The organism is Cupriavidus sp. GW822-FHT03E04, from assembly GCF_058801495.1.
Window position 1 is genome coordinate 274,804 of sequence record NZ_JBXANI010000011.1, and the last position, 23,488, is coordinate 298,291.

General features: G+C 61.2%; 22 protein-coding genes. 5 read left to right on the forward strand and 17 right to left on the reverse strand.

Annotation, left to right across the window (positions count from 1 at the left end; translation table 11 throughout):
* Positions 1-12: 12 nt before the first annotated feature.
* From AC1RQC_RS18135 to gspG, 13 genes are all read right to left on the reverse strand, one after another.
* Positions 13-1,608, reverse strand: a complete 1,596-nt coding sequence (locus AC1RQC_RS18135; protein ID WP_492370955.1) for a multicopper oxidase domain-containing protein — start codon at positions 1,606-1,608, stop codon at positions 13-15.
* Positions 1,609-1,618: 10 nt separating this feature from the next.
* Positions 1,619-3,100 carry a multicopper oxidase domain-containing protein gene (locus tag AC1RQC_RS18140; RefSeq protein ID WP_492370956.1) on the reverse strand — a complete coding sequence of 494 codons (1,482 nt, stop codon included), beginning with the start codon at positions 3,098-3,100 and terminating at the stop codon, positions 1,619-1,621.
* Between the two features lie 345 nt (positions 3,101-3,445).
* Complete coding sequence (locus AC1RQC_RS18145; RefSeq protein WP_492370966.1) at positions 3,446-3,988, reverse strand: type II secretion system protein; 543 nt, start codon at positions 3,986-3,988, stop codon at positions 3,446-3,448.
* 65 nt (positions 3,989-4,053) lie between these two features.
* Positions 4,054-4,443: a type IV pilin protein gene (locus tag AC1RQC_RS18150; RefSeq protein ID WP_492370967.1), complete on the reverse strand. Its 390-nt coding sequence runs from the start codon at positions 4,441-4,443 to the stop codon at positions 4,054-4,056.
* Positions 4,444-4,451: 8 nt separating this feature from the next.
* Positions 4,452-4,970 carry a type II secretion system protein gene (locus AC1RQC_RS18155; protein WP_492370957.1) on the reverse strand — a complete coding sequence of 173 codons (519 nt, stop codon included), beginning with the start codon at positions 4,968-4,970 and terminating at the stop codon, positions 4,452-4,454.
* Between the two features lie 3 nt (positions 4,971-4,973).
* The gene (locus AC1RQC_RS18160) at positions 4,974-7,277 is read right to left on the reverse strand and encodes a secretin GspD/PilQ domain-containing protein (protein WP_492814170.1); all 2,304 of its coding nucleotides are present in this window, start codon (positions 7,275-7,277) and stop codon (positions 4,974-4,976) included.
* Entirely contained in the window at positions 7,278-7,862 is a 585-nt protein-coding gene (locus AC1RQC_RS18165) for a hypothetical protein (protein ID WP_492884228.1), read from the reverse strand.
* A 23-nt stretch (positions 7,863-7,885) separates the two neighbouring features.
* Complete coding sequence (locus AC1RQC_RS18170; RefSeq protein WP_492832702.1) at positions 7,886-8,452, reverse strand: hypothetical protein; 567 nt, start codon at positions 8,450-8,452, stop codon at positions 7,886-7,888.
* Entirely contained in the window at positions 8,449-8,979 is a 531-nt protein-coding gene (locus tag AC1RQC_RS18175; protein WP_492376449.1) for a hypothetical protein, read from the reverse strand. Before AC1RQC_RS18175 ends, AC1RQC_RS18170 begins: the two co-directional genes overlap by 4 nt.
* Positions 8,976-9,704, reverse strand: a complete 729-nt coding sequence (locus AC1RQC_RS18180; protein ID WP_492884230.1) for a hypothetical protein — start codon at positions 9,702-9,704, stop codon at positions 8,976-8,978. Before AC1RQC_RS18180 ends, AC1RQC_RS18175 begins: the two co-directional genes overlap by 4 nt.
* Before the next feature lie 160 nt (positions 9,705-9,864).
* The gene (locus AC1RQC_RS18185; RefSeq protein WP_492376451.1) at positions 9,865-11,568 is read right to left on the reverse strand and encodes a GspE/PulE family protein; all 1,704 of its coding nucleotides are present in this window, start codon (positions 11,566-11,568) and stop codon (positions 9,865-9,867) included.
* Between the two features lie 7 nt (positions 11,569-11,575).
* Positions 11,576-12,778, reverse strand: coding sequence for a type II secretion system F family protein (locus AC1RQC_RS18190; RefSeq protein WP_492376452.1), 1,203 nt, complete (start codon positions 12,776-12,778; stop codon positions 11,576-11,578).
* A gap of 59 nt (positions 12,779-12,837) precedes the next feature.
* On the reverse strand, positions 12,838-13,272 hold the full coding sequence (gene gspG, locus AC1RQC_RS18195; RefSeq protein ID WP_492376453.1) for a type II secretion system major pseudopilin GspG: 435 nt from the start codon (positions 13,270-13,272) through the stop codon (positions 12,838-12,840).
* Between the two features lie 313 nt (positions 13,273-13,585).
* On the opposite strand from gspG, the gene AC1RQC_RS18200 reads away from it, so the two are divergent.
* Positions 13,586-14,722, forward strand: a complete 1,137-nt coding sequence (locus AC1RQC_RS18200) for a PAS domain-containing sensor histidine kinase (RefSeq protein WP_492376454.1) — start codon at positions 13,586-13,588, stop codon at positions 14,720-14,722.
* Between the two features lie 121 nt (positions 14,723-14,843).
* Here AC1RQC_RS18200 and AC1RQC_RS18205 read toward each other — a convergent pair whose 3' ends face one another.
* Both AC1RQC_RS18205 and AC1RQC_RS18210 read right to left on the reverse strand, forming a co-directional pair.
* The gene (locus AC1RQC_RS18205) at positions 14,844-15,674 is read right to left on the reverse strand and encodes a response regulator (RefSeq protein ID WP_492376455.1); all 831 of its coding nucleotides are present in this window, start codon (positions 15,672-15,674) and stop codon (positions 14,844-14,846) included.
* A gap of 830 nt (positions 15,675-16,504) precedes the next feature.
* A complete protein-coding gene (locus AC1RQC_RS18210) occupies positions 16,505-16,798 on the reverse strand; it encodes a hypothetical protein (protein WP_492376456.1) in 294 nt (97 codons plus the stop codon).
* A gap of 372 nt (positions 16,799-17,170) precedes the next feature.
* Here AC1RQC_RS18210 and AC1RQC_RS18215 point away from each other — a divergent pair, with 372 nt between their 5' ends.
* Positions 17,171-18,028: a peptidylprolyl isomerase gene (locus AC1RQC_RS18215; protein WP_492376457.1), complete on the forward strand. Its 858-nt coding sequence runs from the start codon at positions 17,171-17,173 to the stop codon at positions 18,026-18,028.
* Between the two features lie 85 nt (positions 18,029-18,113).
* On the opposite strand, the gene AC1RQC_RS18220 is transcribed toward AC1RQC_RS18215, so the two are convergent.
* On the reverse strand, positions 18,114-18,758 hold the full coding sequence (locus tag AC1RQC_RS18220) for a lytic transglycosylase domain-containing protein (protein WP_492376458.1): 645 nt from the start codon (positions 18,756-18,758) through the stop codon (positions 18,114-18,116).
* Between the two features lie 259 nt (positions 18,759-19,017).
* On the opposite strand from AC1RQC_RS18220, the gene AC1RQC_RS18225 reads away from it, so the two are divergent.
* The 3 genes from AC1RQC_RS18225 to AC1RQC_RS18235 all read left to right on the forward strand — a co-directional run bounded on the left by AC1RQC_RS18225 (position 19,018) and on the right by AC1RQC_RS18235 (position 21,234).
* Positions 19,018-20,373, forward strand: a complete 1,356-nt coding sequence (locus AC1RQC_RS18225; protein ID WP_492376459.1) for a cytochrome C — start codon at positions 19,018-19,020, stop codon at positions 20,371-20,373.
* Between the two features lie 152 nt (positions 20,374-20,525).
* Positions 20,526-20,684 (forward strand): high-potential iron-sulfur protein, encoded by a 159-nt coding sequence (locus AC1RQC_RS18230; protein WP_492376462.1) that lies wholly within the window; start codon positions 20,526-20,528, stop codon positions 20,682-20,684.
* Positions 20,685-20,733: 49 nt separating this feature from the next.
* Positions 20,734-21,234, forward strand: a complete 501-nt coding sequence (locus AC1RQC_RS18235; RefSeq protein ID WP_492376460.1) for a TlpA family protein disulfide reductase — start codon at positions 20,734-20,736, stop codon at positions 21,232-21,234.
* A gap of 57 nt (positions 21,235-21,291) precedes the next feature.
* On the opposite strand, the gene AC1RQC_RS18240 is transcribed toward AC1RQC_RS18235, so the two are convergent.
* Positions 21,292-23,376 (reverse strand): Na/Pi cotransporter family protein, encoded by a 2,085-nt coding sequence (locus AC1RQC_RS18240; RefSeq protein WP_492376461.1) that lies wholly within the window; start codon positions 23,374-23,376, stop codon positions 21,292-21,294.
* Between the last annotated feature and the right edge of the window lie 112 nt (positions 23,377-23,488).

A 23,488-nucleotide genomic window follows, 5' to 3' on the forward strand; every position in this document is an offset into this window, starting at 1 on the left:
TTCCCCTGACCTCTAATTGGCTTCGTTGATCGTGAAGGCTTGTGGATCGACAAGCATCATCATCATCATCCCGCCCGGGAAGATATTGTTCGTGGTGATCTCACGCTCATTGTGCGAGTGCCACATGAAGGCGAACCCAGCTTCGCTCGTCGGAGGATTCGCGATCGTGCCCGAGGGCGGCGTAGTGCCCGTAGGCCCAACAGCGCGGACCGTCGCATCGGGCCCCAGATAGGGACTGCCGCCATACCAGGTACCGTTCGTCAGGATGTTCGCATCGGGTAGCGTTACAGGGCCGCCACTGCCGACCTGGCCGAACGGATGGGTCTCGAGGGCCTTGTTATGATCCTGGCACCACTCGTAGTAGTTCGGCGCCATCGGGTCTGCCGTGTAGTAACCGTTTGCGTCCGGGGTGCATACCACCGGCTTGCCGAGGTATGCAGGGAACGCCGGGTCGGTGTACAAGCCACCGTCGACATGGCCATACACGTCCCAGTTGAGACCTCGGCCCGTCCAGTAGAAGATGCCATCCATCGCCACGCCAGGTGTGGTCGTCGTAGTGAACAGCAGCGGCCCGGCAGGCGAGACATTGTCGGTCTGGCTGAGTATCAAATTGCCGTCGCGGGCCAGCACCCGCACATGATTGCCGTGCTCATGGAACGGATGCTGCCAGCGGCCGGTACCGATGATTCTCAGCAGCACGAGCTCTCCGGGGTGCATATGCGGATTGCCGTTGTACGGCTGGTGCGGATACTGCACGGCATAGTTCGGATCCATGTCGTCGGGCATGGAGCGGCCATTGATCATGAAATACGCTGGATGATAGGGTTCGGTCTCGACGGTCATGCAGCCGTTGGGCCGTGTGCACGCCTTCCCGGCCGGTGTCCCGACCTGCTGCTCCGCCTGGGAATGGATGCGGGGATCCATCTCGGAGAACTGAAACAGGTACTCGCGGTCGTAGCACGACGCGCTGTTGGTGTAGGCTGCCGCCGCGTTGCGGAAGTCGGTCTGTCCGTCCGGCAGCGTGCTGCCGACGGCCCGGCAGCCAGCAGGTATGGTGGTCGGCAAGACAATGATGGCCCCATACAGTCCCATCTCTATCTGCAGGTCGCCCTGCGTGCCGCTGTAGTAACCATGGGTACCCTCCGTCGTTGCGACGAAGCTATAGGTGACCGACCCGCCGTGCGCGGCCTCCCCGGTGAGCAGGCCTGGCACGCCGTTTGACGTGGTGACCTGAAACCCGGGGAAGAGAATCGAGGTATTGCCGGCGGCCGCCGGCAGGTTGTTCCTGAGCGTCACCGTCACGGTATCGCCCTTTCTGACGATCAGCGTCGGGCCCGGTATCTGCATGCTAGGACAGGTCGCACCGGGGATGGCCGCAGGGGAAAAGCCGGCCGGCGCAGTGCCGCCGGCACGGCAGCCGTAGCCCCAGGAGTAGATGCTGGATCCATCCGGCTGGCTAATACGCGCCGCCTCGGCAGTCAGATCGAAACTCGTCCCCGTAATGCCTGGCGCCGCGGCGTATACCGGCACGCAGAACAGCACGGCAACGATAGCGCAGGCAAGCCGCGCGAAAGTCGCAATCCACGGGTTGCTGGTAGAGTGGCCCACGGCGCTTCTCCTAATTGCAGGACTTGGTAGTCGGGTCCACCACATTGCAGATGTGGACCTCGGTCATCAAGCCACCGAAGTTCTCGGCGTCATTCGAAAGGTGATCCAGATTCGGCGTGTACAGGTAATACGTCGATCCCACCGGGTACAGGTTCTTGTTGCTTGCGTCCAGGATCACATCGATCGATTCACCGCCCCCCAGTGTGATCGAGTTCGTGTCGTAGGCCAGATTGTTGCCCGTCATATCGCGCAACAATCGCGCGTTGACACCGACGACATGCATCGGTATGCCGAGTGAAGCCAGCGTCTGGAACTCGCTGACGTCGAGATCCGAGATCCTTAGTAACGCCTTTCCACCGAGTGGAATGTTGATAACGGTCGGCAGCGGCTGCGAGAAATGCGCTGTGCCATCCGCCACCTGTGTACTCATGGCCCCCTGCGCTACCGTGTCCGGATAGCTCCGTCCGTTCAAAAGGAAGTACTTGTCCTTCATGTCGGTAAATGGCTCCGGGTTGAAGGTCATGCCGACGAAGTGGAAATTCGGATCGAAACCATGGATCTGGATCGGGTACTCGACGTCGTAGGCAGTGGTGCCATCGCCGTCGTTGTAGGCGTACAGCGTCGGTGAGTTACTCTTGTTGGGCTGGTGGGTAGCACCATTGTCCACGCGCGGCAGCGGCGTCGAGCACAGAATGTCGCCGCCGCACTTCGTGCGCGGATCGCTCTGCTGGGCTTGCAACGCGGTGTACAGCGAACCGTTCAAAGGGACCCGGTTCTGGCGTGGCCGCACATAGATCTGACCCACCATGCCCATCTGGAGATGCTCCGGCGGGGTGATGTGGCAGTGCCAGAAGTAGGTTCCCGCGTCCGGCGCCAGGTAGTAGTAAGTGAAGCTGCCGCCGATGTTGATGGCGACGGAGGCATCCGGCACACCGTCGTAGAACGAGGATGCATTCGGGTAGCCGTGGAAGTGCACAGTGTGCTGCTCGAACAGGTCCGGGCGCATGATCATTCCGACGTTCGTCAGGGTCAGGAAGAATTCGTCGTCCTCGTCGATCGCCATGGTAGGGGCCGGCATGTTGCCGTTCATGACGCCGACATCCATGATCGCCCGCGCATCGACGTGTCCCGTGATGGCGCCACCGGCATTCGGATCCGGGACAAGGCCGATCGCGCCATTCGGATCTTCTGGCGTGCGAAACACGGACGCCTTCTGCGTTCCCGGGAGGCCGTTCTTGATATCAGTGAGGCCCGATAGTGGACCGAAGGCAAACAAGTAGGTCTGCGTGCCATCGCCCATCGTTGCGTAGCCGTCACCACCGGAGATCTGCTGACACTTGATTCCATCGCTGATCACACCTGTGGCCGACTTTGGATGAAGCGGCGTTTCTTCAGGACATTGAACCCGGAATGACTGGGCTGCCGCAGGTAGAGCGAAGAGAAGCAAAACCAGCGCCGACAGGCCGCCGCGATATATGCGAGTACTAAACATATAACCTCCTTCCTGCGGGTCAGCCAGCGCAATTCCCGTAGGACATCAATTCCCACGCCTGCGGCAACGACACCCGTCCTTGCCGGTCATCACTGATCAATGCAAAGCGCGCCACCAGCGCCGGGATAAGCAAACTCCCTGGGCCTGTAAAATCCCTGGCCCTGGTCCCCGGCCCGATGAACGAAGTAGCGCAACGCCCCTTCAACCGTCTCGTTTCGGGGACGCCCATTCTGCGGTTCTCTCCCCACGCTTGTATTGTGGATAACGCCGATGCAGGTTTGCATGGGTCAACACCCTACTGATGCGGTAGGGCAATCCATCGAAGGTTTCCCTGCGCCGGCGATATCATCTGGACCGTCCGTTTGGACTAAATGGAGAGGCGTTGTTCACGCCTGTGCGCCGGGCAGCTGCGTCGGCTTGTCCGATCGAATCCTGCGTACTCGGAATAGCACTACTCGCGCGGCTTCGGCGACCTGGCGGCAGATAAAGGAACTGCCACTCGCCATAGGTTTTCGCGTTGGCGAAATCCGCATAGCGCCGGGGGAAATTCGCGTGTTTGATCGCGGGCGCCGTGGACTTGCTATACACACCGTAGATACGGTCGCCGTCGCGGAGAAACAGCCAGTCGTTCTTCCCGGTGATCGGGTCCGGGTAAGCACGCCGCAGATGGTGTAGCGGCACCGGAAAGCGCTTGTCTTCCAGCAGGTCGTCGACCGATGCCGGCAGAGTCCGGCCCGCCTGGTAGTAACGCTGGATCGCCAGCCTGTACTGGTTGCCGACAAACAGCAACTCCTCTTCCTGCAGCCGCTGCCGCTGCAGCGCCCAGACGTCGAGCGCGCCCAGCAATGCCACGGAAACAAGGATCAGGGCGATCAGCAGCGTCAGCAGGACCAGGCCATGGGCGCCGTCGCCCTGGCGATGCCGCCTTGAACGACGCACACAGCGAAGGCGGTTCATTTTTCCGGCACCACGGCAGCGGCCGGCACCGCCGCCGCTTCGCTCGCCGGCGCGACGTCATAGACGCCGGCCTTGTCCGTATCCGGCGACGCGATGACCGTCCAGCTGGTGCCACCCGTGACCGGATCTTCCGGGACCCTGCGCAGATAGTGCTTTAGCACCAGTTCGTCGAGATTCTCCGGATACTGGCCATTGTCACCGAAGTACTTATCGATCGCATCCCGCATTACGGCAAGGTTCTGCCGCTGCACCTGCTCCTTGCCACGATCGATGCTGCGAAGGTAGCGCGGTAGCGCAATGGTCAGCAGCAAGCCGATGATCGCCATCACGACCATCAGTTCGATCAAGGTAAACCCATGGAGCCTGCGGCTGCGAGCGGGTTTCATCATGGGCCTCACCAATCTTTGTAGGGAATGCCGTTGAGACCAAGGCGGTCAGTCTTGGATGACACGTCAAACACGTCATTGCCGCCTTGCGGGCCGCTCGCCACACTGCCGTAGGCACGCGAGTTCCAGGTGTCCTCCGCCGGCGTGGAGGCGTCACCGTTGAAGAACGGATCGCGCGGCACGCTGCGCAGGAACATCAGCAGCCCGGCCTTCGGATCCTTCGCGTCTTTGACGCCGGTCACCAGCACGGTCAGTGTCGGCGGATAGCCGGAAGCACCGACTTCTCTTTCTATCGACCCGTAGTCACTGGCGTCCTTGTAGGCGTCCAGCGCGGTACGGATCTGCCGCAACGCAAGCCTTAGCTCCTGCTCCTTTTCACGCTGCACCATCAATTCGGAAAATGGCAGGATCGCCAGCGCGACAATGCCGACAAGTGCCAGCGTTACCACCAGCTCCATCAAGGTGAAACCGCGGCCATGAAGGAGCGGACGGCCGCGGCAACGTGCAGACTGGGCCTGGAGCGTCATGAGTCAATGCGTCCCGTTGGGGACCGGATAGAGTGGGTTGTCGCTGGACATGTCGCCGGGCGGCATCTTCAGGATTGAGGCTGGCGCAGGAAATGGCCCTGCCGCGGGTGCAGGCACCTGCGTCGCGCCTGCCGTGCCGGTCGCGTCCGGAACGACCGCGTTCGCATCAGCAGGCGCCGCCGCCACCGGTGCCGCCGGCGCGGCCTGGATCGCCGGGAACCTCCCCGCATACGGATCCACCGGCGGGGTTGTCCGCGGCGCCGCGGGAGCCTGCCCGAGCGAGCCTCTGGGCGGCACCGGAGGAGGCGCGGGCGGAGAGGCGCCGCCACCCGCGGCAGCAGGTGTTCCCTCTCCAATGGCCGCACCGCCGACACTCGCCGGTGCCACGGGCACCACGGGTGCCACGGTTCCGCCGCCAACCCTGCCTGGCTTGACCGGCGCCATGGGAGCGGCAACTGCGGGCGCGGGGGCGCTGGCGGGATCGAGACGCAACTGCTCGGTGCGCACATTGGCATCGGTGCCGGACCAGATCTCACGCGTATCGGCATCCGCGACGCGTTGAGGACGGATGATGTGCGGGGTGATCTGCAAAACGATTTCCGTCTTGACGTGGTCGCCGTTGTGATCCGAAAACAAGCGCCCGAGCACCGGCAACTGGCCCAGGCCAGGCACCTTGTCCGCCGTGGTGCGGTCGGCATCCGAAATCAGGCCGCCGAGCACCTGTGTCTCGCCATCCCTGAGACGCAGGCTGGTCGATGCGCTGCGCGTGCCGATCTGGTAAGCCAGCGAGCTGAGGCCGGTCTGCGCGTTGCTGCTCGATATTGTCTTCGTGATGTTGCTGACCTCGAGACTAATCTTGATGCCGACATCGTCGTCGCGGTAGACCTGCGGTTCAACCTCAAGCTTGATACCGACATCCAGGTACTGGATATTTTGCGCATAGGACGGACCACTGGTGCTCGGGGTGCTCGAACTCGATATCACCGGCACCTTGTCGCCAATCAGGATCTTTGCTTTTTCCTTGTTACGGGTACGGATGCGAGGACTCGCAAGCAGGTTCGCGTCAGTATCCGTCAGCTTGAAATTCGCCGTCGCCGACAGCCCGCTGACCACCAGCTGGTTGATCGGCAGCGTGTGCAGGGCGCCCCAAGTGGACGCCGTGCTTGGCGTGGCCATCGTGAAGCTGTTCGGCCATGCAATTCCCAGGTCCGTCAGCCGTTCATGCGAGACCTCCAGGACTTGAACCTCCAGCATGACCTCGGGTTCGGGAAGATCCTGTGCGGCGATCAGCTGTTCCGCGAGCCGAATGGTGTCGGGCGTTCCGCGAATCGACAGGGTGTTGGCATGTTCGTCGATCACGATCTCCTTGATCTTCAGCAAGCTCTTCAACAAGGCCTGCACCTGTTTGGCGTCGATGTTCGACAACTGGAAGGTTCGGACCTTCAGCTCCTGGTACTCCAGTTGCTTGTTTGGCGTGGCTGGATAGATGAAGAGCGTGTTCGCATTCAGGACCTTCTTGTCCAGTTGGTTCTGCAACAAAATCAGATTGACCGCGTCCTCGATCGCGGCGTTGGTCACGAAGATCGTCGTCTTGAGGTCGGTGCGCACATCACGGTCAAAGATGACATTCAAGCCCGACGTGCGCGACAGTGCCTCAAAGACCATCCGCACGTTCGCGTCGCGAAACTGCAGCGTCACCGGCGTACGCATGATCGACGCGGCCGCGCTTTTCTCCTCGCGCGCGGCCCGCAGCTGCCGCCGCTTGTCTTCGATCAGCCTCATCATCTGCTGTGCCTGGACGTTGGTCGGATTCTCCGCAAGCACCTCACGCACACGCTCCGCCGCGCTGTCGTATGAGCCGCGTTCAAGCATCCGCTGGACCTCCGCCAGGATGACAAGATCGCGCATATCGATCTGTAGCGCCGCGCCCAGCTTCCGCCCTCGCTCGCTGGTGGGATCGATCCTGCTCGCCTCATCGAGCTTCAGCACGGCTTCATGAAACTGGTAGCTGGCTCGCAGCCGATCCACTTCATCCAGAATCGCATTCATCTGGCCGTTGCGTTCGTGCATGTAGTTCAGCTGTATCTGCGCATCGGTGGGCTGGCGAACGCTTGCGTTACGCAGCGCGCCTGGCTCCACCGCACAGCCACCGAGCACCATCGCGATCAGCGCCGCACTGAATCGACGCGCGTGGTAGCTGGCATAAGACGCGCGAGGCGCCGTGCAACCTGACGCGGCTATTGACCTGAGGGACGCGTCGCAGCGCTCTACTCTGCAGGCAGCGTCCGATCTGCACCGGGATTTCATTTACTTTCCTTCGCCCTGGGTGGACATGACCTGTTTCACGTTAAGCGGCAGATAGGTAAAGGTCGCACCTGTTGCCGTGATCGCCTCAAGGCGGTATTGCCCGTCAATCACATCCCCCAGCGATACGATCAACAAACGGTCGCCACTGCTCAGGAACACTTGCTCCTTCGATACGTCCGCACCCAGCGCGCCCACATAGGCAAACGGCAACGGCGGCGCCGTGGGTGCCGGAGGGGGCGGGGCCGGAGCGGGCGGGGCCGGTGGCGCAGGCGGGGGAAGCCAGGACAAAACGCTGAACGGATCGTGGCCCGTATCTGGCGACAGCGGCGCACGCAACGCCGCAAGCCGCTCGCGCGGCGCGACTTCGGCAACCGGGCGCGCCGCAGACTCGCTCGCCGCAGCTTGCGGGCGCCGCGGCGCCTGCGCGATCGAAGCCGGAGGGGCGGCGGGCAAAACGCCCGGCCTGCTCGGCAGGCTGCGCCCATAGGCAGCCCTGATGGCAGAGGCCACGGCCGGCGCGCGGTGCTCCGGCGCCTGGTCCCAACCAATCAATGCGGCGGTCGCCAGACCCGTGCCGGCAATCAATATTCTCCTGACCAAAGCGCTGTTCATGGCCGGCTCGTCCGATAGATCAGATCGAAGCGGATACGGGCCTCGAGAACATTGCCGTCCACCGCTGGCCGTTCGACATGAATCTCCTGCAGCGCGGCGTTTGGCACGCTGTTGAGAACGGATGCAACAAAACGGCGAATCGTGCCGTACTGGTCCTTGACCGGCAGCACGACCTGGTAGTGCGTAAATCCTGCCCCAGGCTCCGTCATGATCTGGTACTGTGCCGATCCCAGGGTCAGATGGCTCTCGCGCGCCTGGGAGAAGATCACGGCGATGTCGTTCCCGCTCTCGGCGAAGGTCGTGAACAAAGCCGGCAGCTTGCCCAGGGAATTCACGTCGGCCGGCGCCCGGCCAGCGCCGCCGGGATATCGTGCTTTCGCAGCACGGGCCTGCCGTGCGCTGTCGAGCAAGCCTCTGGTCTGCGCTTCCACGGTCGGAATAGCGGTCCATGTCGCGGCGGCCACACCTAGCGCCAGCGCGCCAAGCAGGCCTGGCACGCCAAATGTGCGCCGCATCTCGAAATGCAGCGTCAGCAGCAGATCGGCAAGCCGGTGGGTCGTCATGGCTTTCTCCACACTGCGACGATCTGGAAGCGCACCGGCGTCCCGGGCACGTTGGTCTCGATCAGGTGACCGCTCAACACCGCCTCATGCAGGAGCACGCTGCCCTGCAGATACTTCAGGTACGCGATCATCCCGTCGGCATCCTTGGCCTCCGCCGTGATGCGGATCTGGCTCTGCGCGGGGCTTTGATCAATACCGATCAGCGCAACGTCGCGGGCAGGATAATCTTCCACGATGGACAGCAGGCTCTGCCATGGCACCGTGAGCTCGCGCAGGATCGCCTCGCCCTGCCTTTCAGCCAATTTGGCGGCAGGCGTGGGCGCGGTCTTGGGCGGGCGCTTACTGGCGTTCTCTTCGCGCGCTGCTATCCCGAACTCGGTTCGGGCACGATCGTTGTCCTGATACGCGAGCCACAGAGCCCTGGCGCCGAGCAGCAGCATCAATACCGCCAAGACTAGCAGCACGACGCCGCTCGGCGCCAGTGTTGCCGGGCGCCGGCTGAAATCGATCTTGAGCGGCGGCATCATAGCGCGAACCCCATCAAGCGCAGCGGGGCTGAAGCGCTCGACACGATCTCCTGCAGGCGGCGCACGGTGGCGAACCGTTGCTCGAACGCAGAAGGATCAAGGTCGATCCCGCCCAGATAGATCTTGCAGTCCTCTCGCCGCGTATTCGAGAACCGTTCGAAGACTTGCTCGGCAATGGCCGCAAGCCGCAATGTATCGTCGACATCGTCGGCAAACAGACGATGCGCGCCATAGGCGACCCAGCGGCTATGGTTCATCAGCACGGCGTGCAGTACGGTTTCGGCCACCACCACCAGCATCGAAGCACTACCGTCAACGCAGTGGCGGGCCCGATTCATCGCCTGAGGCAGCCCGAGCATCAGGCTTTGCACTTCCACGCTCGCCGCCGTGCTGACATCGCGGATACCATCGTGCAGCGATCTCGACAGCGCGCTGGCAAACACGGCCCTGCCGCCCCGCTGCACCACCGTGCGGATCATGATGGCATCACCATCCAGCCCGAATGTCTCCGCGAAATAGCTGCGTGCGATATCGTCGACCTCCCGCGCGCGCATGGTGCGGAAGTCGCCCCGCAGAATCCCGTGATTGGCCCAGAAATCATCCAGCACAATGAACGCACGGCGCTTCGATCTTGTCGCGCGTCCAGGAACACCGGGGGCTTGCGCCAACGCCTGACGCAGGACGTCGAGCGCGCCTTGCTCGGAGAAATGCAGTGTCTCGGCCATCGCGATGCTGGCGTGCTCGATGACCGGTGGCAGGGACGGCGGCGCGGCGACAGCTTTTGCCCCGCGGCGCGCGCGCTGCGCCAGGCGCAGCAGATACTGCAGCCTTGTGGGGCGCACCCCGACCGCGGCTGCACAGGTGCCCAGCCCGATTGCGAGGACATCATTCGACGATCGTGACACGATTGATCTCCTCGAGGGTCGTTTCGCCCTTCGCCATCAGCCGGACCGCCGCGGTGCGCAGGGTTTCCATCCCGTGGCGCAGCGCCGCGCTCTTGATGCGGCCGAGCGGTGCCCGCTCCGACAGCAGTTCGCGCAGTTCGTCGTTCATCCGCAGCGCTTCCGCGATGGCGCGTCGCCCACGATAGCCCGAGCCGCGGCAGGCGGCGCAGCCAAGCCCCCTGCGGAAGCGAAAGCCTGCTGCCACCTCAGGATCGATCCCGGCACGTGCCAGCGCGTCCGCGTCTCCCGCCTCCTCGATCGCGCAGTCGGCGCAGCATTGGCGAACCAGGCGTTGCGCCACCACGCCGTTCAATGCGGACACAAAGCTATAAGGATCGACGTCCATATTGGTGAAGCGACCGATCACATCGAACACGTTGTTCGCGTGCACCGTCGTAAAGACCTGATGCCCCGTGAGCGCCGCCTGCACGGCGATCTGCGCGGTCTCGGGATCGCGGATTTCGCCGACCATGATCTTGTCGGGATCGTGTCGCAGGATCGAACGCAGCCCCCGGGCGAACGTCAGCCCCTTCGCTTCGTTCACCGGAATCTGGAGGATGTCGCCCAACTGATACTCAACCGGGTCTTCAATCGTCACGATCTTGTCGAGGCCGTCGTTGATTTCGGTCAGGATTGCGTAAAGGGTGGTGGTCTTGCCACTGCCCGTGGGCCCCGTCACAAGCAGCATGCCGTACGGCATCGATGCGACCGAGCGCATGAAGCGCATATCAGCCTCCTGGAAGCCGAGCGCCTCGAGCGTCAAGCCACCCGACGCCTGCGATAGCTGGTAGCGATCGAGAATGCGAAGAACGGCATCCTCGCCGAACAGGTTCGGCATGATCGACACGCGAAAATCGATGTCTCGCCCCGCATATTGGGCCTTGAAGCGACCATCCTGCGGCACCCGCCGCTCGGCGATATCAAGCTCCGAGATCACCTTGACGCGCGATAGCACCTGGTCGGCGACGCCTCGCCCTTCCGCCCGGCCGACCACCGTCAGCACACCATCCACACGGCATTTGATCACCAGGCCGTTCGCCCGGCATTCAAGGTGAATATCGCTGGCCTTCATTTTCAATGCGTCGTAGATCGTCGAATTGAGCAGGCGCACCACCGCACTGTCGTCGCTGCTGATGCCCTGTAGCGTCAGGGCCAGTGCGGACGGATCGTTGGTACGCTGTATCGGGTCATCGAAAGCGAGCGTGTCCAGGGCACGCACATCCTTTTCACGTGCGGCCAGGTAGGCAGTCAGATCGCCAACGCTGGCCAGCGACCAACTGTAGTGCACGGTAGGGCGTGCGCGCATGCGTTGATCGACACAGCTGCGTGTACGCGTGTCCAGCGGGTCGGCGATCACGAATAGCAGGCCGGCTCCCTGCCGGAACCCTACGCACAGCCTGGTCGCCGCCTCGACAAAGGGAAGGACTTCAAACTCCGGCTCAAGCTGATGGAGCTCACGGATACTGATCGGGACCATCCTGAACTCGGCCGCCAGTTGCGCGAGAACCTCGTCGGCACCCATGGGCTGTTGTGCAAACAGTGCCTCGAGGGCGCGTATCCCGGAGCCGTGGCGCTCGCCGAGCTCGCGCAGGGTGGCCCGGAACTGAACGCTCCCTCTTTCCATATTCGCGCCGTTCGGATCCATGACGTACCTATTGGAGGCTGGAGGCTATTTCAAAAATTGGCAAATACATCAGGACAACAATGCCGCCGATGACCACGCCGATGAAGATCATCATCATTGGCTCGACCAATCGCGAGATCACGTCGATGGCCCGTGACACCTTTGCCTCCTGGAATCCGGCGATCTTGTCGAGCACGGGGCCCAGGCCGCCGGTCTTTTCGGCGACGGTCAGCAATCGATAGGTAATCGCGCTTGCCAGCCCGCAATCCTGGAATGCGTCGGACATCTTTCCGCCGTTCCGGATGGCATTCATCGCCGTGGCGAGCGCCACGCGGTCGCCACGGCCGATCAGGCCACGGGCGAGATCGAGTGCCTGGACCACCGGAATGCCACCATCGACCAGCATCGCCGAGGTTCTGAAGAACTGCGACTGGCGATAGATACGGAAATGCATGCCGATGCCGGGCAACGCAAGGATGCGATCGGCAATCCAGTCGCGCACGCCCTGCCGGCGCAGCACAACGATCGATCCCAGCAGAATCACCGCGAAGCCTGCTACCAGCGAAGACCCGTGCGCGTGGACCAAGCCGCCCCAGGCCATCAGCCATCGCGACAGCAGCGGAAGTTCGCGGCCGCTGTTCTCGAGCAGGTTCGCGAAACGCGGGACGACAAAAGCCAGCAGGAAGAAAACCACGGCCAGGCCAACTGCCATCAGGACGGACGGATAGATGGCCGCGGAAACCACCCGGGCACGCAATTCTCGCAGAGTGGCGCTATTGCGCGAATAGCGCTTCAGGCTTTCGGCAAGGCCACCAGTTTGCTCGCTGGCCTTTACGCAGGCTATCAGGACCGTCGGGAAGACATCCTCCGCATGCTCGAGCGCGGCGGACAATGCGTGGCCTTCATCCAGTTGCCTTAGCAGTTGCCGGTAGATTCTTGCCGAGGCATCGCGGCCCTCATTGCTGCCCAGCGTGCGTAAAGCGTCGATCACGCCAACACCGGCGTCCAGCAAAGCGGCCAGCTCTCTTGCAAACAACTCGACGTCGAACTTCGTTACCTGCAGCGCCGTCCAGCGGCCAGGCCCGCGCTTGGCGCCGGCGCTTTGCCGAATCGATACCACGCGCAGCCCGCGCGAGCGCGCCGTTGCGGCCGCACTGGCCGGCGAGTCGCTGTCGATGTGGATTGACTGCACCTCGCCGCAGGTATCAAAGACGCGCATCAGGTACTTCACCTCGTTCTCCCTGTCGGGCCATACAACCAGCGCGCTACCTCTTCGCAGGCAGGGCACGCTTACCAGGACGTGACATCCGCGTTCTCGCCATCGCCTCCAACTTGGCCATCCTTTCCGAAGGAGACCAGATCGTAGTCACCATGCTCGCCTGGCGAGCGGTATTGATAGGGTCTGCCCCATGGATCCAGCGGCACGGCCTTCTCCAGGTAGGGCCCGCTCCAGCGCGGCTCGTTCTGTGGTTTTGCCACCAGGGCTTCAAGCCGCTCTTCCGTGGTCGGGTAGGACCCCACATCCAGGCGATACTGGTCCAGCGCCTTGCCCAGGGAACTGATCTGCGCCTTGGCGATGCTGATATTTGACTTACCGAGTTGAGCGAAGTACTTTGGTGCAACGAGGCCTGCCAGCAAGCCGATGATGACCAGGACGACCAGCAGTTCCAGCAGCGTGAAGCCCTTGGTTCGCCCCAAATTCTTCAGTTGCGTATCGATGCGCATGGAAAACCCCCCGCCCTCGGGACGATCGCCTCGGCCCAGCCGCGGCCTTTTTCTCATTCTTGGCTAGCGAACGATGGGAAAGAAGTAGGGATACCCGCCGAACGACATGGGTAGAGACCCTCCACATTGCTACGGCAATGAGCCGTATTGGCATTTGGCTTTCCGGGTACATACAATAAGACACACCTGAAGGGAAATGCCCTTAGGCGGCGTCGTTCCGTGTTCCTGGACATCGCCATTGCGTAAGGAGGTGACTGGCGCTTTCCGTCCATCTCGCGCGGACCGCGGCCGCAGCAGCACTTTAGGAGTTCCGATGAGCGCAAGCACTCCCCACGGAGGAGAGCATCTGAAACTGCGTAACGTCACCGATGCAATGCGCAAGATGATGGCCGCGATCGATTCGAGCAACAGGGTCCTGCGCGCGATAACAGATGTTCACGGTACCGCTCTGGCCATTCTCGCGCCGGGCGGACGTTTTTTGTCGGCGAACAGCAGCGCCGCGGCGATGTTTGGCTATTCGATTGCGGACTTGATAGGCAAATCGCTTGTCGAACTGGTTCAGGACAGCGATCAGAAACGCGTTAGCGAGGGATTCTCCGGCAGTGCATCAAGTGCGTTTCACTCCTTTGGTGCGGTCTTGCGCGGACGAGGAGGCCGGGACACCGATATCCTGTTGCACAAACAACCCATTGCGGATAGCGAGGGCAATTTCAGCGCGTTCCTGGTTGTCTTCGAGGAACCCGTCATTTTGCAAAATGGCAGCATCGAAGCGCTGAGCCGTCCTGAATCGGACCTTCGTCGCCTCTACACGCACCTGATGATCGGACAGGAGAAAGAGCGCAAGCGGGTATCCTCGGAGCTCCACGATGGCCTCGGGCAGGCACTGACATTGATCAAGCTGATGGTTGAAGACTCACTGCTGCGCATCGAGCGCGGCAACGTCGAGGAGGCCGTTGCGTTACTTGATACCACGGTACTGCGTATCCGTGAAACCATCGGCGAGGTGCGCCAGATCTGCAACGAACTACGCCCCAGGCTGCTTGATGATCTGGGCTTGGTCCCCGCGTTGGCATCCCTGTGCAGGCAGATAGAGCGCGGCAGCGGGAAGGTTGTCGTCATCTTCGATTGCCGGGTCAGGGAAGACGAGATTCCGGACAGTCTCAAAGCGGATATGTTCCGGGTGGCGCAAGAGGCAATGAACAACGTCGTGAAGCACGCGGTGGCGACCGAGATCAGGGTGACATTGCAACGCAACGCAAGCGACATCCTGCTAACGATACAAGACAACGGCATCGGCTTCGAGCAGCTTCCCCTTTCGGCCGACGACGCGTCCTTCTCGGGGCTGGGCCTGATCGGGATGCAAGAGCGGGTCGAATCGAATGGCGGAAGTTTCTCGCTCCAGTCAAGCGAGTGCAGCGGGACCCTCGTCTCGGCAACGTGGAGAGCCTGATCCGCCGCGGGACAACGACAACGTCCCTGCATCGGCTTGTGGTCCGGACATGTACCTCGTTGCCACGCAAACTGTGCAAGCTGTGCGGGCGGCCATATGCACGCCGCCCACCCCAACCAACCTACTCTTGAGCGTCGCGACGAGGACAACCAAGCCGATCCTCGTTTCCGGCGGTGCTGCCGGACTGGCCATCCCGAACGTCATCGGCGCTGCTCGCGCTGTCATTGGGCGCTTCATGTGCATGCGTCAGCGGCGGGTCTTCATTGCGATTCGGATCATAGTATCGCTTGGCCAGGGAGGTGATCAGGCCCATGTTGATTGCGATCAGAACCAGCCCAGTCAGATTTGTGATCCCTAACTTATGCATCAGACTGGCACGATACTTCTCGATGGTCTTTGGGCTGAGGTTCAGGTATTGCCCAGCCTGCTTATTGGATCGTCCTTCCGCAACGAGCTTCAGGACGCTGCGTTCCCTGGCCGTAAGCACATCCCACGCATTCTTATTCGAAGCCAAATGGTCATTTCCGCTAACAAACGATTCCACCAGGTTTCCATACATTTCCGAACTCAGATGCTTCTTGCCCTGCATGACGGCATGCATCGCAAAAACCAGGTCTTCGAATGAAGAATCCTTCAAGACGTAGCCGTCCACTCCAGCGCGCAGCGCCTCCCGGACGTACTCGTCGCTTTGGTGAACAGTGAGCGCAATGATCCGAACGGCTGGCGTTCGGCGTCGGATCGCGGAGATCGCATCGATTCCATTCATGCCGGGCATCGATAAATCCATCAGGATCAGGTCCGGATTCAATGAGATAGCAAGATGACACGCCTCTCTGCCGTCTTTCGCCTCACCGACGACATTGAACTCGCCGATGCCGGATACCATCGAGCGTAGGCCGCTTCGTAGAAGGTGATGATCTTCGACGATCAGAACATTATATTTTATATTCACTTCCCCCTCCCTTTACCACCCTATTTTCTTCTGTTATTCATTGTTGCGATTTGCCAAAATCAGCGATAATCTCCTATAAAGCATGGCTTGAAACAATGTGCGGCCGTAAGTGCCGCCGGCATGAAAAAAGTGCCCTCCGGGGGACGGGGCGCGAAACCGTGCTGCGTCACGCGATCATTCTCGCTATGCGCTTGGTCTGAACGATGCAGGTACGCCTTAGGCTGCCGCTGTGGCGCGCACGCGGAGCATTGGCCGGCCAGCACCCACTCGGAATCAAGGGACCTGACGAGGAGCCGCGCCCACAACGCCTGGTGGCCAGATGGTGATGGCTTCGGCACGATTCTCCGCTGACATGGAGATGTCGCAGCAGGTCGGTGCGGCCCTCCCGGCGCTTGCTCATCATGACCTCTCCCAGCTGGTCTTCGCGTTTCGTAACTTTCTGTAATACAAGGCTAGGAACTAAATTCACGGAGATACACCACCCAGATGGATTAGGGCTGTATTCGGCACAACCCATTCAAACACAAGCTCAATGCATTGCCGCTAATACAATAACGTCACGGTTGGCCTGCATATAGCGAATGCGGACGTTCCATGCATCGGCCCAAACGGCGCTTGACGCGCAATGCCGTGGACGCCCGGCACTCTGTGCGGCAAGCAACGGTACGCGCCAAGGCGCTTGGCACACGGGGCTAGCTGTCCCTGAAGGCCTGGGTGTTCTGCTTGTGCCGAGAGAGAAAGGCCTCGCGTCATGACCAGTTCAAGGCCGGGCCGGAATAGCGGCACGATCTGGGCAAGCTGCGCAGGCGCCTCGCCATCAGCGATCCGGACTACTGCTCCGTCGGATTCCTGGCGCCATCGTCGGCCACGCTGTCGTGGCTCATCGGCTCGTCTTTCATCTGCTGCTCGCTCATGCTGTCGGGACTCGCCGGCTCGTCCTTCATCGGCTCCGCAGCCATGCCACGGTTGTTCTCCGCATCGCTCGGAGCTCCTTCCTGGGCCGTGACTTCGTGATTCATCAGGCTTTTGATGGCGATGTCGCCAACCGTGTCATCGGCAGCAAGAACGCCTGCAGCTGTGAACGCCAAGCTGCAAGCAAGTGCGGCGGCGGTGAGCTTGTTCATGATGGTCTCCCTCAGCGATTCAATAACGGCCCGGGACATCCGGGGGCGAAGCGAGGCGACGCCAGTCCCGGGCTTCTATCACTATGCTCGGCCAAGCGGGTAACAAGAACAGTGGTAATCCACGCCAAAAGGCATGGGCAAGATCCCCCAATGCAAGGCGGTGCGGATCACGCCCCCCATCATTCATCGCCTGTACGATGCGGCTCCTTGGTGGGTAGCCCTACCTCATCTGTAGGGTGTTGACCCATGGCGAGCTTGACCGGCCACCAGCAAAATGCAAAGGCCGGGAGGAATCAAGCGCCGCGGCGTGCCGCTGCCATCCCTCGACCCACGGCAGCGATCTTGTTGACGACACGCAACCGGGAGATGCAAATGAAAACGAATGCCTTGACCGTCATCGCCGTTTCCATCGCCTTCGCGCTTGGCCAAGCAGCACCCGTTTTCGCCCAGCAGGCCATCAGCAAGGAAGGCGGCAGCTTGCCAACGGACACGTTGGCGATCGTGAATGGCGTGGCAATTCCGCTAGCGCGGCTCGGCGACGCCATGCGCGCGGCGCGTCAGCCGGATACGCCCGAGCTGCGCCGGCTGTTCAAGCAGGAACTCATTGCGCGCGAGGTCTTGCGCCAGGGTGCCGAAAAGCAGAACTACGGCATGAAGCCGGCGGTACAGGAAGCGGTCAATGCCAGCAAGGTTGCTGCGGAGACAGAACTCTACTTGCGGGACAACATCCATCCCGAGCCGATCACCGACGCGCAGGTCAACGCGCGCTACCACGAGATCGTTGGCTTGATGGGCGACGAGGAGTATAAGCTGCGGATTCTATCCGTGGCTGACGATGCTACGGCAGCGAAAGTGCTTGAACGATTGCGCTCAGGTGCGGCCTTCGACGCGCTCGTGCGCGAGTACAGCATTGCTTCGAGCAAGGAAGACGGTGGTGAAATGCCATGGGTCAGTTTCAAAACGCCCGCGGCCGAGGGAAAGACGCAAGGTGTGCCGCTAGCGGTCGCGCAGGCCGTGACGCAACTCTCCGCCGGCGGCGTTACGCCCGCGCCGATTGCCGTCGATAACGTCCGCGTGATCGTCAAGCTGGAAGCCAAGCGTGCGACCCGGGTGCCGACATTCGATCAGATGAAGGGCGCAATTCGCCAGCAGTTGCAAGTGCTCGCCCTCAAGAACGCGAGCGCCGGGTTCATCAGTGCCCAGATGCAACGCGCGACGATTCAGCAATAGGGACGACAGGCGCCTCCGGCCCGCCGGCGGGAGGCGAGAAGCGGGTTATCAATCGCTCCGAGCGCCATGCGCGCGCACCCGCTGCCTAGGGGCTCCTGCTACCGCTCAAGCGCCGGTAGTGCGCCATCACCATCGGCACGTAGCTTTGCGTTTCCGCATACGCCGGGATGTGATAGCCCGCCCGGATCACCGCATTCTCTCCCGCGTTGTACGCCGCCAGTGCCAGCTCAACATCGTCTCTGAACAGATCCAGGAGAAAGCGCAGGTATTTGGCGCCGGCCAACACATTGTCGCGGGGATTGAGGATGTCTCCCGCGGAAAACCGCCTGGCGGTCTCTGGCATCAACTGCATCAGGCCACGCGCTCCCTTCTTGGACACCGCGTTCGGGTTGTATCCGGATTCGACCACGATCACCGCCGTTATCAGCTCCGGTGGCACCCGGGCATCGCGGCTCGCCTCGGCGATGATCTCGGAATACTGAGCGGAATCCATCGTCGCGGAAGCACCGGTGGCATTGTCCTTTCTTGCACCCCGCGCTGGCGGCTCGCTGGAAGTGACAACCAGGTGCAGCGCCGGATTGCCCGGTCTGTCTGTCAGCATGATCGATCCATCGGCACCGACGGCGCCGAATATCTGGGCCTTTGCCATGCGCGGGCAAGCCAGGCCCAGTGCGAAGGACGCAATGAAAAAGCCAACTCTCAGCAAGGGCGGCAACACGCGAGCACGCATCTGGAGATCCCCCAGACTGCATTGTGCAGATGAGCAATGAGATACGGCATGGGTTGGTTCCCTACAGCTGTGGTAGGGCAAACCATCCCATCCCGTTACGCCCTCGCGCGAGGGCGCGCTCGCGATGCGCTCTATCCCAAGCGAAGGATGGATGCACCCAAGCGAGCAGGAGTAGATCTCCCCCTTAACGACTGCGCGTGGCTGACCTAGAGTTTTCTGTAAGACTGAAGCCGAGCGGAAGGCCGACGGGAGAACCGCAATGAAGACCCTCTGTGCTGTCATTAGAAGCCCCGTGCTTGCGCTTTGGCTGATCGTCATTTTTGGCTTCATTCCGCGGACAGAGGCCAATCCGCTTTTTGCCAGGCAAACCGGCCTGAATTGCGCGTCCTGTCACACGATCTATCCTGAGCTGACACCATTCGGACGGAAATTCAAACTTGGCGGATACACGCTGGGTGAACGCGAGAAGGTTCCGCTAGCGCTGATGGCAGTCTTCTCGCGCAACTCCATCAACGACAACACCGACAAATCGACCGGCGATAAGCTCTACGGCAAGAACAACGAGTTTGTTGCGGAAGCCATCAGCCTGTTCTCCGGCGGGAAGATCACGGACAACGCCGGTGCTTTCATCCAGTGGACCTATAACAATATCAGCACCACGGATAACCAGACGTTCGCCGGGCACAGTGCGCTCGACAATACGGATCTACGTGTGGTGAAAATGTTCGGGTCGGAAGAAAAGCCAACGATTGTCGGCCTGACATTGCACAACAACCCCACCGTTCAGGACGTTTTCAATACGGCACCGGCCTGGAGCTTTCCGTACTGGAGCCCGAGCATCGCAGCCCCGGGCCGAGGCACACTAACGTTCCTGGAGTCGGGTGCCCGGGTTGCGGGGATTGGTGCCTATGCGCACGTGCTGGATTCCCTATACCTTGAGGCGACCTCATATCAAACGGCAAAAGGGGCACTCTCTGTCTTGCGCGCGGGCACCCCGGATAGTCAAAGAGTTTCACTCTCTGGTGCCAATCCGTACTGGCGAATCGCCTATACCATCGGCGATGAACACCAGAGTTTCATGATCGGTCACTTTGGAACAATTGCCTCGGTCGAAGTGCCGGACAGCGGCGGAACACCCGCAGACCGGTTTCGCGATCTTGGATTCGATGCCCAATACCAGTTCTTCAGCAAGGATGATCGCCACATCATCAGCGCGCAGGCTGCCATGATCAACGAAAAAACCGACTGGCGATCCGGCTTTCCCAACGGGAGCAATGACAATCCCAGCTCGAGCCTGCGTTCGACCCGAGCGAAGATCACCTATCTATTCGACCGCACCTATGGCATTACCGCCGGTGCATTCAAGGTGACAGGCGACGCCGATTTCGCCAGGTTTGGCACGACAACGGGCAAGCCGGATACGACGGGCTATCTCGTCGAGCTGAACTATTGGCCGAAGTTTAAATTTGCCTGGGACCCGCAAATGAACGTGCGTTTTGGTCTGCAATATACGGGCTATACCAAGTTCAATGGTAGCCACTCGAACTACGATTCGACGCTCAGACGCGCAGCGGATAACAACACCCTGTTCTTCTATGCGTGGTTCATGTTCTAAGCCTGTATCAGGGAGGAAACACCGTGAAGAAAATCATACCGTTGTCCCGCCGAAACTTGCTTCGTCGCGGCACCATCATGCTCGGATCCATTGCTCTGATTCCGATCGCGATTCACTCGCCAGCCGCCAAGTCCGCTTCCGCGACGAAGGGGATGCTCCACTACCAGGAGAGCCCTAAGGATGGGCATTCGTGCTCCGACTGTAGTTCATTCAGGCCCTCGACAGCACCGGATTCCGATACTGGCACCTGCAAGATCCTGGAGGGCCCTATCAGTCCTCACGGGTGGTGCATGGCGTTTTCGCGCCGCTGAGTCCGCATCCCGCAGCAAGGCTGCCTTCCGGCAGTGCCACGAGGAGTCAATGATGCGCGCGCTGCCAATGTTGCTATCCGCCCTGTTGTCAGTGCCGGTGCCGGCTATCGCAGGCGAGCTTAAGGTCGGTGAGCCGGTCCCGGCCTTCGACATCAAGCTCGCGGACGGGCGGCACGTAACGCCAGCCACTGCGGCAGGCCGCGTTACGATTGTCAATTTCTGGGCAAGCTGGTGCGCGCCGTGTCGCAAGGAGATGCCCGCGCTTGAGGCGTTCTACGAAAAGAATCACAAGCTGGGGGTGGACGTCATCGCTGTCAATATCGACAAGGCCAGCGATCAGGCGGAAGCACTTTCGGTGATGAAATCCTTCTCCTTTGCGCTGGCCTTTATCGGCGATGCTGACGTGAAGGCTTTTGGCCGCCTATGGCGGATCCCGGTCACGTTCGTAATCGATCGGAACGGCATCCTGCAACGGGACGGCTGGCACGCTGAGCCGACCATCGACCTGCCGCAACTTGAGACGCAGGTGATGCCGCTCCTCAAGCCGTAGAGCCTAGACATCGGTTGCTCTTCTTGAGCAATTACGCAATATGCGACACGCTCTCGATCATCGGTTTTTCAATGCAAAAACGATAACCAGGATAGCGACAAGCGCCGCCAGCCATTTCAAGCTTGCGACCAGCTTGCCGAGCTTCTCCACCAGTACGCCAATGGCATCTGTCCCAGTAGTGTTTATCTGCTCTTGAAGCGGCGGCACCTCGTGCGAACCCTGTTCTTCTTCGAGCCGGCGCAAGCTGACTTTCGACAGATCCAGCGAGAGATGAACAACATATCCGCTTGCGATTTCCGGCGACTCCACGGTGTTATCGCTCTTGCCGGGTCTAAGGAACAGGCATGCCTCCCCTGGCAGCGCAGCCATACCCTGGTCGGACATGTAAATGTTGCGCAGGCATAGCCCGACCTTAACGGCGGTGAGCCGGCCGCTCTCAACGCCCTCGCAAAGCGCTTGCAGGCTGCTTTCTGGCACGTGGCACGACGCCCACCACTGGTCCGGCTCCTGCATCTCGCGGTCAGAGCGGTTATAGCCGAGCCTTGCTGTGCCAAGCGGCGCGTCGGAGAAGGTAATGCCAAGCGCTTCTTGCCATTCACGAAGGCCTTGCTGGTCCGCCACGCCGATTTCGCGGGCTGCGAAGGAGATCTGGACCGTACGCGTGCCGTTCTCGGATTCACCAATAATGGACAAGCGACTGTCGTCGAAGCGCGCGGTCCCGTGGATGTAGGTAGCGAGCGTCGATTGCGTTGCACCTCCAGCTGGCTCTAGTTCTTGGACGACCTGGAGATCCTGCAAAGTGAGCCACAGTGACTTCGCGGGGTAAAATGTCTGCGGCTTGCCAAATGCGCCAACGTGTTCGAGCGTGTAGCCTCGGTGTTCCTTGATCTTGAATTCAATGCTCTCTTCGCCATACGCCGCGTATCTTCTCTGGCTCAAGCGCGGAAGGTCGTTCTCCACGAAATGCTCGGGATCGAGAGACCTCAGGTGCGGCCCGGTCGTGCCATGCAGGCTATCCAGGATGTCGTCACGCTGACCGACCTCCGCGATGCGTTTTCGGTCGCGTTCAACCGACGCGTCGCGGGGACCCGACAGCATCTCGCCGAGGACATCAGCCAGGCGCGCCACGTTGCCGCGCGCCATCATCGGAATCCGCCTCGCAGCCGGATCGAGGTGAAGTGGCGGTGATGCGTCGGAGACCTCCACAAGCGGCGGCATCAGCCGCCTTAGCAGGGCCGCGTAGACGGAAAGCAACGGCAGGAACAGGCAGGCGAGAGCCAGGTTGAATAGCGTATGAAAATCGGCAACCACACGCGCATTGTCAGGTTCGATCGTGACCATGAACCGGCCTATTGGCCCGAGCGCAGCGAGTGCCACCGCGACGCCGACCGCGCGCATGAGCAGGTTTCCAACCTGTAGTCGCCTTGATGCCGGATCGCTCGGCGTGGTTGCTGCCAGCACGGGGTTGATCGCGGTGCCGAGGTTCGCACCCAATACCAGTGCAAAAGCGGTATCCGGCGGGACCACGTTCTTTGCGCAAAGCGCCGTGACGAGCAGAACGATCGCCACATTCGAATTTGCGGCCCAGGTCAAGCCGACGGCCAGCAGAACATCGACCACCGGTACGGTGGATGCGGCGCCCAGCAGCATGCGAAGATTGGGGGCATCCTCATAATCCGTCATCAACATCAGCAGCTGGTTCAGCGCGAGCAGCATCAAGCCCAAACCAATGAACATGCGGCCCAGATCGTGCGCACGCGTGTTCGATACCTTGCGGAACATCAGCACACCAACCAGGATCAGCGCAGGTGAGACTGCCGCGACCTCAAAGGACAGCGCTTGCACGAGAAAAGTCGCGCCGACGTTTGCGCCGAGCATGACGGCAAGGGCGGGGACAAGCTCGGCGAGCCCCTCGGCAGCAAAGCCGGCAGTCATGAGTCCGGTCGCCGTACTGCTTTGCAATATCGCCGTGACACCCATTCCACCGAGAAAGGCGCGGAATCGCCCGCTTAGCGCCCGACCCAGGAGGGACCGAAGGCCGGCGCCGAAGGCGCGCTGCAGACCGGTTTGAACCATTTGGGTGCCCAACAGCAGCAGCGCTATGGAACCAGCGAGATCAATCAGCGTGTATGTAAATGCCATGATTCACCGCCCTCGACGTCAAACAGTTGCCCATGTGACTCTCACCGCTGGCCTTGCGCGTTTCAGCCGAAATCGTGCACCAGTTGAAACGTGCCCGATCAAACAGTGGGAC

Coding starts and splice junctions, on each gene's coding strand:
- AC1RQC_RS18210 (WP_492376456.1), bottom strand. CDS start 16,798: ATGAACAAGCTCACCGCCGCCGCACTTGCTTGCAGCTTGGCGTTCACA.
- AC1RQC_RS18175 (WP_492376449.1), bottom strand. CDS start 8,979: ATGATGCCGCCGCTCAAGATCGATTTCAGCCGGCGCCCGGCAACACTG.
- AC1RQC_RS18230 (WP_492376462.1), top strand. CDS start 20,526: ATGCTCCACTACCAGGAGAGCCCTAAGGATGGGCATTCGTGCTCCGAC.
- AC1RQC_RS18240 (WP_492376461.1), bottom strand. CDS start 23,376: ATGGCATTTACATACACGCTGATTGATCTCGCTGGTTCCATAGCGCTG.
- AC1RQC_RS18220 (WP_492376458.1), bottom strand. CDS start 18,758: ATGCGTGCTCGCGTGTTGCCGCCCTTGCTGAGAGTTGGCTTTTTCATT.
- AC1RQC_RS18140 (WP_492370956.1), bottom strand. CDS start 3,100: ATGTTTAGTACTCGCATATATCGCGGCGGCCTGTCGGCGCTGGTTTTG.
- AC1RQC_RS18225 (WP_492376459.1), top strand. CDS start 19,018: ATGAAGACCCTCTGTGCTGTCATTAGAAGCCCCGTGCTTGCGCTTTGG.
- AC1RQC_RS18200 (WP_492376454.1), top strand. CDS start 13,586: ATGAGCGCAAGCACTCCCCACGGAGGAGAGCATCTGAAACTGCGTAAC.
- AC1RQC_RS18185 (WP_492376451.1), bottom strand. CDS start 11,568: ATGGATCCGAACGGCGCGAATATGGAAAGAGGGAGCGTTCAGTTCCGG.
- AC1RQC_RS18150 (WP_492370967.1), bottom strand. CDS start 4,443: ATGAAACCCGCTCGCAGCCGCAGGCTCCATGGGTTTACCTTGATCGAA.
- AC1RQC_RS18235 (WP_492376460.1), top strand. CDS start 20,734: ATGATGCGCGCGCTGCCAATGTTGCTATCCGCCCTGTTGTCAGTGCCG.
- AC1RQC_RS18180 (WP_492884230.1), bottom strand. CDS start 9,704: ATGGCCGAGACACTGCATTTCTCCGAGCAAGGCGCGCTCGACGTCCTG.
- gspG (WP_492376453.1), bottom strand. CDS start 13,272: ATGCGCATCGATACGCAACTGAAGAATTTGGGGCGAACCAAGGGCTTC.
- AC1RQC_RS18170 (WP_492832702.1), bottom strand. CDS start 8,452: ATGACGACCCACCGGCTTGCCGATCTGCTGCTGACGCTGCATTTCGAG.
- AC1RQC_RS18155 (WP_492370957.1), bottom strand. CDS start 4,970: ATGACGCTCCAGGCCCAGTCTGCACGTTGCCGCGGCCGTCCGCTCCTT.
- AC1RQC_RS18215 (WP_492376457.1), top strand. CDS start 17,171: ATGAAAACGAATGCCTTGACCGTCATCGCCGTTTCCATCGCCTTCGCG.
- AC1RQC_RS18160 (WP_492814170.1), bottom strand. CDS start 7,277: ATGAAATCCCGGTGCAGATCGGACGCTGCCTGCAGAGTAGAGCGCTGC.